Below are 14,607 nucleotides of genomic sequence, written 5' to 3'. Positions count from 1 at the left end.
CGTTTCGGAGACTGTATTCATGTCGCTCGGTCCCCTGGCCAACATGTCGTGTCAGGGCGTTGCGGCTGCGGCCTCGGCCATGAAGGCTGGATCGAAACGCAGCTTGACGTTTTTGGCGTCGCCCAGCGTGGATCCGTCGGGAAAGCTCATGCCGATCACGTCGACACTCGCCGCGTTGGTGCCGAGAATGCCGTGGCTGAACAGGAAGTTGCGGACAAGATCCATCGTCTTCGGCAATTCGGCGCCGTTGGTGAACTCGACCGCCTTGGCAGGGTCGAAGAACATCGCCGTCGAGGCGAGCTGCGCGTCGAAGCCGGCGAGGTCCGTGCCGGACGCCTTGGCCATCTCCTCCTTGGCTGCCTTGCCTTCCGGCGTGTCGGAGGTCATCAGGTCCATCGCTTCGTACCATGCGCCGACAAGCGCCTTGCCCAGCGCCGGGTTGTCCCTGAGCGTCTCGGTGTTGACGACCATCATGTCGATGATCTCGCCGGGAATTTGTGAGGAATCGAACACTTTGCGAGCACCCGGCATGGCGGCGATCTCGGAAACCAGCGGGTTCCAGGTGACGACGGAGGTGACGTCGCTGGTGCCATAGGCGGCGACCATGTCGGCGTCGGATGTGTTGACGACGGTGATGTCCTTCTCGGCGAGCTTGACCGTGTCCAGCGCCCGCGCCAGCAGGTAATGCGAGACGGAGAGCTCGACGAGATTGACCTTCTGGCCGGCAATGTCGGCGAGCGCGGACTTGTCCTTGAGGATCACCGCATCATTGCCGTTGGAGAAGTCGCCGATGATCACGGCGGTCGTGTCGACGCCGCCGCCAGCGGGGATCGACAGCGCGTCCATGTTGGTCATCGAACAGCCGTCGAAGCCGCCGGCGGTGTACTGGTTGATGCTTTCGACATAGTCGTTGATGCGGGTGATCTCGACATTGATGCCGTATTTGTCGGCCCATTTCTTCATGATGCCGCTGTCTGAGAGATAGCCCCACGGCATCCAGCCGACATAGATCGACCAGCATATCTTGAAGTCTTTCTTGGGCGCCGCGTCGGCGGCGGAAATCATGGGAAGGCTGAGTGATGCGGCTAGGATGATTGCGGCCAGCTTGCGAAGCATTGCGTACCCCTGTTCGCGATCCGGATTGCGTCCGGACTTTATGTTGGGGTTTACGGAGCGCGCATCCGGGAGAGGTTCGCGCCAGCAAACCCGTGCAGGGTTCTCCCGGGATTTTGGCCCGCCGTGTTCCGCCGGATGCCTCAGTGCACCCCTGGCGGTCGCATCTCTTGGACCAGCACCGCTTTGTCGCGGCCGGAACCCTAGACGCTCTGCACACCATCAACGAAGCAAGGAGCATGCCAAGCCGAATTGTGCCAAAGGCCGGCATTTGCGGGAGCTGTGCGGCTTCGAGCATTCACACGAGTGACGCGAAAATCATCGCATCGCCGACGGATTGGGCAGTTTGCCTGATTGCTAGTGGTCCCGCTTGACATAAGAGTCCGACGGGAGATTCTCTTTGACGCGTGCGACTCGATGCCTACTCACTGGGGGAGGCCAGCGAGACGGAGGCTCTCAGCGAGGTATTGGACGTGCGGACCACGCTGGGCGGTTATCTCTAGCCAGGACCTCACAGTAAAGCTTGGGCTTTCCGCCAGTATGCCTGCCACCACCCGTCGCGCTTCTTCAACTAGCCCGAGGCGAGCGTACGAGGCGGCGAGCACCCGCCGCACGAATGGAGGAGGTTCTGGATGTTCTCGCATGGCGCGGAGAGACCATTCCAATGCCATCTCGTGCCTTCTTGCCGCAAGGTGGCACTCAGCAATCGAGGCATGAAAAAGGTACAACAGCGGGTCGAACGGGCTCAATCGCATTGCCCTTTCCAACGAAGGGATCCCATCAAGTCCGATCCAGGAAGTCACCCAACCTTTTGCTGCCCAGGCCTGTGCGGAATTATGGTCGATTGCCAACGAGCGCTCGATCAGCTCGAGAGCATGTTCATGTTCGTGTACGACACTTGCGAGCGCCGTAGCGGATGCCCACAGTACGGCTGGATCTTCCATATCGAGCTTGAGCGCTTCCCTGGCAAACCGAACACACAACTCCTGCTGGTCGGGCCGCCAAGAGTACCAACCCGAATTCTTGGTGAACATCAAAGACCAGGCCGCCATCGCGTAGGCATACGCATAAGAAGGATCGACGGCGGTTGCTTTTTGAAGGAGATCGTGGGCGATTGCACTCCTTTCGGGCGACCCTGACCAGGCATGCGGCAGGGCACGCAGAACGAAGTCGTAAGCAGTCAAATCTTCGGTTCGCTTTCGCGACGTGCGATCGATTTCCGCTCGCTGAAGCTTCGGAGCGATCGCACCGACCACGCTCTGGGCCACCCCATCTTGCAGTTCGAATACGTCTTCGAGACTGCCATCGAAGCGATCAGCCCAGACATGATTCCCGCTTTCCGCCTCGATGAGCTGTCCCGTGATCCTGACCCGATTGCCCGCCTTGCGGACACTCCCTTCCAGCACGTAACGCACGCCGAGTTCGAGCCCGACCTGCTTCACATTGACCGCTTTGCCTTTGTAGGTGAAACTCGAATTCCGCGCGATCACGAAGAAGCTGCGCACCCGGGACAGCGCCGCTATGATGTCCTCCACCATGCCGTCGCTAAAATACTCCTGCTCCGGATCGCCGCTCATGTTAGTGAACGGCAGAACGGCAATCGACGGCTTGTCGGGAAGCGCCAAGGCAGGCAGCGCCATCGCCGCTTCGCGGTCCGGCCGCAGTCGGTAGATCCGCACCCGCTCGGCGATGTTCTTGAGTTGCTGTTCGCCGAGATCATCGAATCCGAGCTTCACCTTGCCCCGGACGTGGTTGAAGACAGTGCGAGAGACGACGATGCTCCCAGCATCGGCCAAGGCCTCGAGCCGAGCCGCGATGTTGACTCCATCACCATAGAGATCGCTGCCTTCGACCATGACGTCGCCCAGGTTGATTCCGACGCGCAGCACAATCCGGGAATCTTGGGGCACGTCGGCGTTGGCAGCTGCCATCGCGTTCTGGAGCTCGACCGCGCATTGGACAGCATTCACGGCGCTGGCAAATTCCACCAGCACCCCGTCACCCATCAGCTTGACGATGCGGCCATTATGCTTGGCGAGCAGCGGCTGTAGGATGTCTTTGCGACGGGACTTGATGGCAACAAGGGTCCCAGCCTCGTCCCGCTCCATGAGGCGGCTGTAGCCGACCACATCGGCTGCCAATATCGCAGCAAGGCGGCGTTGGACGCGTTCTTCTGCCATGTCATGCATCAGCCTTCGGAGGCCCACGGGACCGGGATTGTATTGGGGGCCACGCTGCGAGTCCATTGGGCGAGAGTCTGCGATGGGGGGGTCGGAAAACGTCTTCCACGTCGGGTACCGAGCGTCAGATTTTCACTTGTAGGAAGACACTCCGATCGAATCCGTCTCCGACTTCATCGGGTCAACCGCGGCAAAGACGGCGCTCGCCTCGCTGACGATCGAAACATGATCCTTGGCTGCGTTTCCCGCGGCGGCGCCGTCACCGCGCATGATCGCGGTAACGATGACGTCGTGTTCCTGCCAGGATTTGGCCAGGCGGCCCGGCAGCATGAATTGCGCGCGCCGGAACGGCGCCAGCCGGCTGCGCGTCATGACGGTCAGTTCATAGATGTGCTTGCTGTGCGCGCCGCGATAGAGCCGGGTGTGGAACTCGGTGTTGAAATACTCGTAATCCTCCTCCGCAGCCAACTGCACAAGGCGCGCCGATGCCTGATGCTCGACCTCGAGCGCGCGGCGCTCGCCGGCGGTCATGCGCTCGGCCGAGAACCGCGCGCAGATCGCTTCAAGCTCGGCCATGCTCTCGAACATCGAGGCGAGATGCTCCTGCGTCACCACGGCGACGGTGGCGCCCCGGTTGGGCCGCCTTTCGACCAGCCCCATGGCGCTCAGCCGGCCAAGCGCCTCCCTGACGGGGGTGCGCGACACGTCGAAGCGGGCAGCCAGCGAGGCCTCGTCGAGCTTTTCGCCGGGGCGCAGGAAGCCGGTGACGATCCGGTCGCCGATCGCCCTCACCATCTGATCGACGGTCGTGCCCGACCTGATCAAGCTGCGCTTCCCCGACAATTCTCCTCCGTCCAGTCTGTTCACGGCTATGCGGCAAGCGGCCCGCCGGCCAGTTTCGACTCGGGCGCGCCTCTCTATGCCTCCATTTTAATCTACATGTCAAACTGGCTATTTGAAAGGCAAAAAGTGTATGCAATTGCCTTTCGCTTGGGCAGGGTTGTTCGGCACATCCACTGATTTCATTGAATAAAATTTATCTTTTAAACTGGCACACAGATTGCATGCACTTTTGAGAGAAGGGAATTAATCGACCCGGAAAAGGGTCCAACAGGGAGCATTCACATGACCGAGAGATTCATGCTTAGCCGCCGCGATCTGCTCAAGACCTCCGCCGCCGGAGCGGCGCTCGGTCTGGCCTCGGCGTCATTTCCGATCAGCAGGGCGTTCGCCGCGGCCGCCACTGTCGGCTTCATCTATGTCGGGCCGAAGGACGACTACGGCTATAACCAGGCGCATGCCGAAGGTGCCGCGACATTGAAGGCCATCGAGGGCATCTCCGTTGTCGAGGAGGAGAACGTCCCCGAGACGGTCGATGTCCAGAAGACGATGGAATCGATGATCAACCTCGACGGCGCCTCGCTGATCTTTCCAACCTCGTTCGGCTATTTCGATCCGCACATGCTGGCCATGTGCGCGAAATTCCCCGACGTTCAGTTTCGCCATTGCGGCGGCATGTGGAACAAAGACAAGCATCCGATGAATGCCGGTTCCTATTTCGGCTATATCGGCATGGGCCAGTATCTCAACGGCGTCGCCGCCGGTCATGCCACCAAGACCAAGAAGATCGGCTTCGTCGCGGCAAAACCCATTCCGCAGGTCCTGCTCAACATCAATTCCTTCCTGCTTGGCGCACGCTCGGTCGACCCGGCAATCACCTGCCAGGTGATCTTCACCGGCGAATGGTCGCTGGCGGTCAAGGAGGCGGAAGCCACCAATGCGCTGGTCGATCAAGGCGCCGACGTCATCACCTGCCATGTCGACAGCCCGAAAGTGGTGGTCGAGACGGCGGCGGGGCGCGGCGCCTTCATCTGTGGCTACCACGCCAACCAGAGCCCGCTGGCGCCCGAAAAATATCTGACCGGCGCGGAATGGAACTGGGCAAAAGTCTACAAGATGTTCGTCGACGACCTCATGGCCGGCAAGCCGCTGCCCAATTTCACGCGCGGCGGACTGGCCGACGGCTTCGTCAAGATGAGCCCGCTCGGTCCCGCCGTCAGCGAGGCGGCGCGCGCGCAGTTCGACGGCACGCTCGCCGAGATGATGAAGGGCGGCTTTTCGGTCATCAAGGGTCCCCTGAAGAACAACAAGGGCGATGTCGTCGCAACCGAAAGCCAGACGTTCGTCGAGACCGCGATCGAGCTGGAAAGCATGGACTATCTCGTCGAAGGTGTCGTCGGCTCGACCGCTTGATCATGCATCGGAGACGGGGGCCATGGCAGACACGGTGAGCAGCGCGGGCGCGCCAGCGATGTTCGGCGCCAAAAGCTATCCGGCGGCGCTCGAATGGATCGCCCGGCGAGCGGAAGCCTTCGTCATCCCGCTCGCGGCGCTGATCGTCGGCATGGCCCTGTTCAGCCTGTTCATCGCGCTGGTCGGCAAGTCGCCCGTGCAGCTCTATGAAACGATGTGGCGCGGCGGCTTCGGCTCGTGGTTCTCGATCCAGAACTCGCTGTCGCGGGCCGCACCCCTGCTGCTTGCGGCGCTCTGCGTGGCGCTGCCGGCCCGGCTCGGCCTCGTCGTCATCGGCGGCGAAGGCGCGATCGTGCTGGGCGGCGTTGCCGCGGCCGCCATGGGCGTCGCCACCAGCGGCGCGCCCGCCTTTTTCATTGTTCTTGCCATGGGCGTGGCGGGCCTGGCCGCCGGCGGCATCTGGATCGGTGCCGTCGGCGCGCTACGCCACTACCGTGCCGTCAACGAGACCATATCGAGCCTTTTGATGGCCTATATCGCCATCGCGCTGATGAACCATCTGGTGGAAGGACCGCTGCGCGATCCCGCCTCGCTCAACAAGCCCTCGACCGAGCCGCTGGCGGAGGCCTACCGCATCGGCAACATTCCGGGCATGGACGTGCATTGGGGCCTCGTCGTCGGCGTCATCGCCTGCATTCTGTCCTGGCTGCTGATCGAAAAGACCCGCTGGGGGTTCGCCGCCCGCATCGCCGGCGGCAATGTTAGGGCGGCCCAGGTGCAGGGACTTGCGGTCGGACCGCTGATCGTCGGTTTCACCGCGCTGGCCGGCGGTTTCGCCGGCCTTGCCGGCATGCTGGAAGTCGCCGCCGTGCAAGGCAGCGCCAACGCCTCGCTCGCCGCCGGTTATGGGTATACCGGTATCCTCGTCGCCTTCCTCGCCCGCCACAATCCGCTCGCCATCATCCCGGTCGCCTTCCTGCTTGGCGGCATCGACGCCTCCGGCGGGCTGATCCAGCGCCGCATGGACCTGCCCGACGCCACCGTGCTGGTGCTGCAAGGCATGCTCTTCGTCGTCATCCTGTTCAGCGAAACCTTCTACGGCCGCTTCAAGGCCTTCAATCCCGACCTCTGGCAGAGGCCAGTTCTTTTGAAGGGGACTGCGTGATGGACTCGACCGAGATCGGCCTCTGGGGCGTTCCGCTCGCCATGCTCGGCGGCGCTATTCGCGTGTCGACGCCCTTCATCTTCGTGTCGCTGGGCGAAGCCATCACCGAGCGTTCGGGGCGCATCAACCTCGGCCTCGAAGGCACGCTGGTCTTCGGCGCGATGACCGCCTATGCCGTGGCGGTGATGACCGGCTCGCCATGGCTCGGTCTGCTGGCCGCCGCAGCCGCCGGTCTTTGTTTCGGCCTGTTCCACGGCTGGATCTGCAAATTCCGTGGGGTCAACGACATCGCCATCGGCATTGCGCTGATGCTGTTCGGCTCGGGTCTCGCCTTCTTCTTCGGCAAGCCGTTCATCCAGCCCTCGGCGCCCGACCTGCCGGCGATCCCCTTTGGCGGCTGGTCCGATGTTCCGCAGGTGCAGGCGGCGCTCAACGTCAACGTGCTGTTCCTGATCGGCGCAGCACTTGCCGTGTTCCTGTGGTGGGCTTTCCGCAACACCCGCGCCGGTCTGATCCTGCGCGTGGTCGGCGACAGTTCCGACGCCGCGCGCGCCATGGGCCTCAACCCGAACACGGTGCGCCTCCTCGCCACCGGCCTCGGCGGCGCGCTGGCCGGAATCGGCGGCGCCTACCTGTCGCTCTACTATCCCGGCAGTTGGACCGAAGGCATTTCGTCGGGCCAGGGGCTGATGGCGGTGGCGCTGGTCATCTTCGCGCGCTGGAACCCGCTTGGCTGCTTTGCCGCCGCGCTATTGTTCGGCGGCGCCGGCGCGCTTGGGCCGGCGCTGCAATCGGTCGGCGTCACGCAAGGCTACTATCTATTCTACGCCGCACCCTACATTCTCACGCTCATCATCATGATCGCCACCTCGTCGCCGAGCCGTTCGCTCGCCGGCGCGCCGGGCGAACTGTCGATCACCAAATGACGTTTCCAGACTGGAGTTTTGCTCAATGAACGCCAGAGCCGAGGTCACGCAGCGCTACATCGACGCCGATCCCTATCCATGGCCCTACAATGGCGAGCTCCGGCCCGACAACACGGCGCTGATCATCATCGACATGCAGACCGACTTTTGTGGGCCGGGCGGCTATGTCGACCATATGGGCTACGACCTTTCGCTGGTGCGTGCGCCGATCGAGCCGATCAAGTCGGTGTTGTCGGCCATGCGGGCGAAGGGCTACACCATCATTCATACGCGCGAGGGCCACCGGCCCGATCTCGCCGACCTGCCGGCCAACAAGCGCTGGCGCTCACGCCGCATCAATGCCGGCATCGGCGATCCCGGACCTTGCGGACGCATCCTGGTGCGCGGCGAGCCGGGCTGGGACATCATCCCCGATCTCTATCCGGCCGAAGGCGAGCCGATCATCGACAAGCCAGGAAAGGGCTCGTTCTGCGCCACCGACCTGGAGCTGATCCTCAACCAGCGCGGCATCGAAAACATCGTGCTCACCGGCATCACCACTGATGTCTGCGTCCACACGACGATGCGCGAGGCCAATGACCGCGGCTTCGAATGCGTGATGCTGGAGGATTGCTGCGGGGCGACCGACCACGGCAACCATCTGGCTGCGATCAAGATGATCAAGATGCAGGGTGGCGTGTTTGGCGCGGTGTCGAACTCGGCGTCCTTCGTTGCCCAGTTACCATGAGGCTCGACCATGAGTGACCGCAAAAAAGCAGTCGGCGTCGAGACGATCGGCATGACAATGCGCTTCGGCGCCTTCACCGCGCTGGACGACGTGTCGATCAAGGTGCCGGCGGGATCGTTCCATGCGCTGCTTGGCGAAAACGGCGCCGGCAAGTCGACGCTGGTCAAATGCATGATGGGTTTTTATCACCCGACCGCCGGCGACATTCTGGTCGACCGCCGCGAGGTCGCGATCACCAGCCCGAAGGATGCCTCGGCGCTCGGCCTTGGCATGGTCTACCAGCATTTTACCCTGGTCCCGTCGCTGACAGGTGCGGAAAACCTGGTCATCGCCCGCGAAAAGGTGCCGGGGATTATCGACTGGCGCAAGGAGCGCGCCGCACTTGCCCAATTCATGCAGCGGATGCCGTTCAAGCTGCCGCTCGACGTCAAGGTGGCCGAACTTGCCGCCGGCGAGAAACAGAAGCTCGAGATCATCAAACAGCTTTATCTCGGCCGCAGTTTCCTGGTGCTGGACGAGCCGACGTCGGTGCTGACCCCCGGCGAGGCGCAGGAAGTGCTCGGCCTCGTGCGCGGCATGACCAAGGCGGGCGACCTCACCGTATTGATGATCTCGCACAAATTCCATGAGGTGACGGCATTCGCCGACGACATCACCGTGTTGCGCAAGGGCAGACTGACAGGAACAGGGAAAGTCTCGGAACTCTCTCACAAGCGGATGGCGGCGATGATGATCGGCGACCAGCCGATTGCCGCGCTCGACAGCCGCGCTCCAGTGCCTGTCGGCGCCCGGCAAATCCTGACGGTGAAGGCACTGAAGGCGCCCGACCGAACCGGGCTGAAGACAATCCATATCGGCGCGCTTGATGTGAAATCCGGCGAGATCGTCGGCGTCGCCGGTATTTCCGGCAACGGCCAGAAGGAATTTCTCGAAGTCCTTGCCGGACAACGTGCGCGCGATGCCGGCGACGTGCTGGTGAAGGGCTCGCCCTATGGTGCCAGCCGTGCCGAGGCCCGCACGCTCAACGTGCGCTTCATCCCGGAGGAACCGTTGCGCAATGCCTGCGCGCCAAGGATGACGGTGGCGGAAAACATGGCTTTCCGAACCTTCGACCTGAACGAGGCCGGCAAGCCGATCAACTGGATCAAGATGAGCGCCATCAGGGACTATGCGGCCCGCCTGGTCGAGCAGTTCAAGGTCAAGACCGCCTCGCTCGCCTCGCCGATTTCGTCGCTCTCCGGCGGCAACGTCCAGCGCGCTGTGCTCGCCCGCGAACTGACCGGCGAGGTCGATCTGCTGATTGTTTCGAATCCGTGCTTCGGACTCGATTTCTCCGCCGTCGCCGAGATCCGCGCCCGCATCATGAAGGCACGCAACGCCGGTGCTGCGGTGCTGCTGATGTCGGAGGACCTCGACGAATTGCTGGAACTCTCCGACCGCATCTTCGTCATGTCCGACGGCGCGCTGGTCTACGAGACGCCGATCGCGCAGGCGAGCGTGCAGACCATCGGCGAGCACATGGCTGGACATCATTGATGGCCGAGATCGACGCGCTGCCGTTTCCGTTTGCTTTCAAGCCTGAGGCGGTGGCGCTGGTCGTCATCGACATGCAGCGCGATTTCGCCGAGCCGGGCGGCTTCGGCGCCAGTCTCGGCAACGACGTCAGCCGGGTGGTGGCGATCGTTCCAACGGTGAAGAGACTGATCGAGGGATTTCGCGCCGCCGGCCTGCCGGTGATCCACACAATGGAGTGCCACAGATCAGACCTCTCGGACCTGCCACCGGCCAAGCGCAACCGCGGCAATCCGTCGATCAGGATCGGCGATGTCGGCCCAATGGGCCGCGTGCTGATCGTCGGCGAGCCGGGAACGGCGATCCTCGACGAGCTTGCCCCGCTGCCTGGCGAAATCGTTATCGAAAAACCTGGCAAGGGCGCGTTCTACGCCACCAGCTTCGGCGAGGACCTGAAGCGGCTCGGCGTGCAGCAACTCGTCTTCGCCGGGGTAACGACGGAAGTCTGCGTGCAGACGACGATGCGCGAGGCCAACGACCGCGGCTATGAATGCCTGCTGGCCGAGGATGCGACGGAGAGCTATTTTCCGGAATTCAAGGCGGCCGCGCTGGCCATGATCAGGGCGCAGGGCGCGATCGTCGGCTGGACGGCGATGACGGACCAGGTGCTCAAGGGAATTGCCGATGCCTAACATTGCATATCCGGCTCTCACCGATGGGGCCTGGCGTGATCTGACATTCGAGCATTTTCGCGAAGGCATCTCGGTGCATTGGCTGCTCAAGGGCGGACCGGCTGAACCGTCCGTCGCGATCCTGAACTATCGGCCCGGCGCCGGCGTGCCGCGCCATCGCCATGTCGGGCTGGAAACCATCGTCGTGCTGGAGGGCATGCAGAGCGACGGGAATGGCGACTATCCTGCCGGAAGCGTGGTGCTGAACCCGGCCGGGACCGAGCATTCGGTGTGGACGAAAGACGGCTGCGTCGTGCTGATCCAGTGGAATCTGCCGGTGATCATTCTGGACGAGACGAAATGAGCGAAATCCGCTTCGATATCGGCAGCCTGCACGCGGCCTATGCCTCCGGCATGTCGGTTGCGACCGTCGTTGAAACCGTGTTTCAGCGCATAGCGGAAGCGGACGATCCCGGCATCTTCATCCATCTGGCAAGCAAGGCCGAGATGCTCGCCGAAGCCGAGGTGCTCGGCGGATTCGATCCCGTGGCAAAGCCGCTCTGGGGCGTGCCGTTCGCGGTCAAGGACAACATCGATGTTGCCGGCATTCCGACCACGGCCGGCTGTGCCGAATATGCCTACTTGCCGACGAAAGACGCCACCGTCGTCGCGCGCCTGAGAGCTGCCGGCGCGCTGGTCGTCGGAAAAACCAATCTCGACCAGTTCGCCACCGGCCTCGTCGGCGTGCGCACGCCCTATCCGATACCGAGAAACGCGATCGATCCGAAACTGGTGCCGGGCGGCTCCTCGTGCGGCTCGGCCGTGGCGACGGCGCGCGGCATTGTTTCTTTCGCGCTCGGCACCGACACCGCCGGCTCCGGCCGTATCCCCGCCGGCCTCAACAACATCGTCGGGCTGAAGCCGACGGTCGGCGCGCTGTCGGCCGCCGGCGTCGTGCCGGCCTGCCGCACGCTCGACTGCGTCTCCGTCTTCGCGCTCACCGTCGATGACGCCTACAGCGTCTTCAGGGCCGCGGCGGCAAAGGATGACGCCGATCCTTATTCGCGCGTTATCGCGGCGCCGTCGCTCGGTCCGCGTCCACCGGTGCTGTCTGTCGGCGTTCCGGCAACGACGGACCGGCAATTTTTTGGCGACGCCGCCATGCAGGCGGGATTCGAAACGGCGCTGCGGATGCTGGAACAGCTCGGCTGCCGATTGGTAGAAATCCCCTTCGGCGATTTCTACGCCACCGCCAACCTGCTTTACGAAGGCGCATGGGTGGCCGAGCGCTATGCGGCGATCGCGGATTTCATGGAAGCGAACGAAGCAGCCATGCACCCGGTGACGCGCACGATCATCGGCGGGGCGCGAAAACTTTCGGCAGCGGATGCTTTCAAGGGCTTTTATGCGCTGCAGGCCTACAAGGCCGGGCTGGCGCCTGTCATCGCCTCGGTCGACCTCTTCTGCGTGCCGACGGCGCCGACGCACTATTCGCTGGCGGCTGTTTTGGCCGATCCGATCGTCACCAACAGCCGGCTCGGCACCTACACCAATTTCGTCAATCTGCTCGACATGTGCGGCATCGCCGTGCCGACAGGCAAGCGCGACGACGGCTTGCCGATGAGCGTCACCTTGCTTGCTGCTGCCGGCAAGGACGCCTTGACGGCGGCGCTGGCCAGCGAGCTCCATGCAGCCAGCGGTCTCGGCCTTGGTGCGACCGGCTGGCCAATGCCTGCCTCATCCGCCAAAACGCCTGATTTCGATGACGGCATGATCGAGCTCGTGGTCGTCGGCGCACATTTGTCGGGGATGCCGCTCAACGGCCAACTCTGCGCGCTGGGCGGCCGAATGAGCAGGATCGCCAAGACAGTTGCTTCCTATCAGCTCTATGCGCTTGCCGGCCAATCCGTGCCGAAGCCGGGGCTCGTGCGTGTTGCCGATGGCAACGGGGCGGCGATCGATGTCGAGGTTTGGCTGCTTTCAGCAGATGCGTTCGGACGCTTCGTGGCTGCGATCCCACCGCCGCTCGGCATAGGCACGATCGAGCTCGATGACGGGACATCGGCCAAAGGCTTCCTGGTCGAAACCGCCGGATTGTCACGGGCTATCGACATTTCGGCCTATGGCGGTTGGCGCAGCTTCATCGCAAAAGCCGGCGGAAATCGACTGGGAACCGCTCCGGCCGGTTGAACGATCGGCGTTCGCGCCGCAACGTCTGCGCGACCTCAAAGCATAGCAGCGATGCTCGGCTCGCAGTTAATACGGCGAGCCAGTTACGCCGAATGCCGTAAGCGATCCGTAAGCGCGCGTGGTCGAAACGTTGCACCGTGAGTGGCAGGCGTCACCAAGCGCTTGCGACCGCCGGAGACCTCGCGATGCGAACAGGCAGTGCAGTGGCCCCCACGGATTTCGCCGGGACTGATCAGACTCGGCGATGGTCCGCGCTGTCGGGGTTTTCTGCTCGCTGGAACATGGCGACGGCGGCGATAGTTGTCGGCCTGCTACCGACCTGGGCGTTCGCGGGAGATCGGACCCCCAACTGGCGCCTGAACGCGCGTGTTGTCGCGGTCGGGCTGCCCGACGTGGCCGGCGTGCGCGAGGTGGGCCGCTTTCATGTCGGCGGGCCGATTCCAGGAAATCCGGAATTCCTCATGGCGACGCGCGAAGGGCGGGTGCTCGATCCGCTCAGGGTTCTCGTCGCCGTAGGCAGCAATTTCGGCGCGCCGCCGGGCGATCCAGTATTTGAGGTCGGGACGATCCTGTCCATCGATCCGCGCGCGGGCAAGTCTGCTGGCACCATCATCGTTCCGCAAGATCTCACCGGCAAAGACGCGGATGCGAGGGTTCAGCTCTACACGGCGCAGAGCGAACGGTTTCTCAACCGGCGGTACAATGCCGGGGCTCGAACCGCGCGCCACGCAGCTGCGTCCGGACCGCGATACATTTCCATCAACAACGCGTTCGGAAGGCCCTGGATCGCAAACGCGCCTGGCGGGATCAATGGCGAGGGCAGCGTCACGGTCGTCGACCCCGACGGTGCGCCACTCGCCAACGCGCCAAGCCGCGAGGCCGGCGGCGTGTTCGCCGGCCGGCATACCGATCGCGAGAATACGCCGAAAGCGCAGCCCAGCGGCTGGCTTGGCAAGCTCATGAATTATCAGGCAAGCGGCCAGCTAACATCAGGCGGAATGCAGACGGGCGCGCTCGGAACGGCGTTTCTCGGTCCATCGCCGGACGGCAGCGGCTTTGCCGTGTTCGCCGCCGTCACCGCGGATGGAAGCGTGGTTCAGATCCACGTCCAGGATGGCGTCGACGGCTTGGCCGGCCCCGGCACGGTAAGCACCGGCCTGGGCACGGTAAGCACCGGCCACGGCATCGGCGACGATCCCGGCGTCATCGGCGTCACCTTCAAGTGGAACCCGGACCGCACTCTCTATATCGCCGATCCGGGCCGTGACCGGCTGGTGCTGCTTGAACTGAAAGACGACCGGCGGCATTTCACGGTGGCCAGGAGCCGCACGATCTCGCTGCCGGAATTCGACCGTCCGGTCGACGTCGCCGCCGCCATCCCCGAAATCGCCAATCCGCAGCTCTCGAGCCACACGACGCTGGCTGGCGGTTCTGATCTGTTCGTCGCCAATCGCGGCGACGGCTCGCTGCTGCGCTTGAGCCAGGACGGCCGGCTTCTCGCCCGGGCGACGATCGAGATTCCAGGGCTCGGGCCCCTCGGCCCCGATCGCCTTCGCGCGATCGCGACCTCGGCGGACGCTCAGCATATCTGGATAACGATTGGCGGCGAGGTTCCGGGATTTCCGGGCCACGAAGGGGCGCTCGTCGAGGTTGGGGCCTTCGACGAGCACGGCGCGGCGGCAGCGACGCAGGGGACGCAGAGCGCTGCCGCCGACGCCAATCTTGCTGCGCGCGGAAAAAAGTCGTTCCAGACCGATTTCACGCCGCGCATGGGCTCGGCCCATTGTTCAACGCAACCTCCTGCGTGGCCTGCCATCCCGGCCCTGGCGGTGCGAGCGTCGATGAAAGCCACTTTGCGCGCAGAATAGCC

The 14,607-nt window shown here is 63.6% G+C and carries 12 protein-coding genes and 1 riboswitch; of the genes, 9 read left to right on the top strand and 3 right to left on the bottom strand.

The genetic code is table 11. The features are described 5' to 3' along the window. Nucleotides 1-51: 51 nt before the first annotated feature. The 3 genes from RPG13_RS12095 to RPG13_RS12085 form a co-directional block, all read right to left on the bottom strand. Nucleotides 52-1,116, bottom strand: coding sequence for a putative urea ABC transporter substrate-binding protein (locus tag RPG13_RS12095; RefSeq protein WP_337125090.1), 1,065 nt, complete (start codon nucleotides 1,114-1,116; stop codon nucleotides 52-54). A gap of 100 nt (nucleotides 1,117-1,216) precedes the next feature. Continuing rightward, nucleotides 1,217-1,331, bottom strand: a riboswitch (guanidine-I (ykkC/yxkD leader). Nucleotides 1,332-1,538: 207 nt separating this feature from the next. After that, nucleotides 1,539-3,293 carry an adenylate/guanylate cyclase domain-containing protein gene (locus tag RPG13_RS12090; RefSeq protein ID WP_337125089.1) on the bottom strand — a complete coding sequence of 585 codons (1,755 nt, stop codon included), beginning with the start codon at nucleotides 3,291-3,293 and terminating at the stop codon, nucleotides 1,539-1,541. A 132-nt stretch (nucleotides 3,294-3,425) separates the two neighbouring features. Then, entirely contained in the window at nucleotides 3,426-4,118 is a 693-nt protein-coding gene (locus tag RPG13_RS12085) for a GntR family transcriptional regulator (protein WP_185928188.1), read from the bottom strand. A 300-nt stretch (nucleotides 4,119-4,418) separates the two neighbouring features. Between RPG13_RS12085 and RPG13_RS12080 the strand changes: the two genes are divergently transcribed. The 9 genes from RPG13_RS12080 (at nucleotide 4,419) to RPG13_RS12040 (ending at nucleotide 14,605) form a co-directional block, all read left to right on the top strand. Further along, complete coding sequence (locus RPG13_RS12080) at nucleotides 4,419-5,546, top strand: BMP family ABC transporter substrate-binding protein (protein WP_095483784.1); 1,128 nt, start codon at nucleotides 4,419-4,421, stop codon at nucleotides 5,544-5,546. Between the two features lie 58 nt (nucleotides 5,547-5,604). Then, the gene (locus RPG13_RS12075; RefSeq protein ID WP_337127011.1) at nucleotides 5,605-6,711 is read left to right on the top strand and encodes an ABC transporter permease; all 1,107 of its coding nucleotides are present in this window, start codon (nucleotides 5,605-5,607) and stop codon (nucleotides 6,709-6,711) included. After that, nucleotides 6,711-7,637, top strand: coding sequence for an ABC transporter permease (locus RPG13_RS12070; RefSeq protein WP_095483782.1), 927 nt, complete (start codon nucleotides 6,711-6,713; stop codon nucleotides 7,635-7,637). Before RPG13_RS12075 ends, RPG13_RS12070 begins: the two co-directional genes overlap by 1 nt. 25 nt (nucleotides 7,638-7,662) lie before the next feature. Next, entirely contained in the window at nucleotides 7,663-8,364 is a 702-nt protein-coding gene (biuH, locus tag RPG13_RS12065; RefSeq protein WP_095483781.1) for a biuret amidohydrolase, read from the top strand. Between the two features lie 9 nt (nucleotides 8,365-8,373). Beyond that, nucleotides 8,374-9,900, top strand: a complete 1,527-nt coding sequence (locus RPG13_RS12060) for an ABC transporter ATP-binding protein (protein ID WP_128241200.1) — start codon at nucleotides 8,374-8,376, stop codon at nucleotides 9,898-9,900. Beyond that, entirely contained in the window at nucleotides 9,900-10,568 is a 669-nt protein-coding gene (locus RPG13_RS12055; RefSeq protein ID WP_095483779.1) for a cysteine hydrolase family protein, read from the top strand. Before RPG13_RS12060 ends, RPG13_RS12055 begins: the two co-directional genes overlap by 1 nt. Continuing rightward, complete coding sequence (locus RPG13_RS12050) at nucleotides 10,561-10,911, top strand: cupin domain-containing protein (protein WP_127203632.1); 351 nt, start codon at nucleotides 10,561-10,563, stop codon at nucleotides 10,909-10,911. Before RPG13_RS12055 ends, RPG13_RS12050 begins: the two co-directional genes overlap by 8 nt. Then, a complete protein-coding gene (gene atzF / locus RPG13_RS12045) occupies nucleotides 10,908-12,737 on the top strand; it encodes an allophanate hydrolase (protein ID WP_337125088.1) in 1,830 nt (609 codons plus the stop codon). Before RPG13_RS12050 ends, atzF begins: the two co-directional genes overlap by 4 nt. A 185-nt stretch (nucleotides 12,738-12,922) precedes the next feature. Then, complete coding sequence (locus RPG13_RS12040) at nucleotides 12,923-14,605, top strand: hypothetical protein (RefSeq protein ID WP_337125087.1); 1,683 nt, start codon at nucleotides 12,923-12,925, stop codon at nucleotides 14,603-14,605. The last annotated feature ends 2 nt before the right edge of the window (nucleotides 14,606-14,607 follow it).

Origin of the sequence: Mesorhizobium sp. ISC15 (genome assembly GCF_037162615.1) — a bacterium.
Classification (GTDB): domain Bacteria; phylum Pseudomonadota; class Alphaproteobacteria; order Rhizobiales; family Rhizobiaceae; genus Mesorhizobium; species Mesorhizobium mediterraneum.
This window is presented reverse-complemented; position numbering and strand designations above follow the sequence as displayed.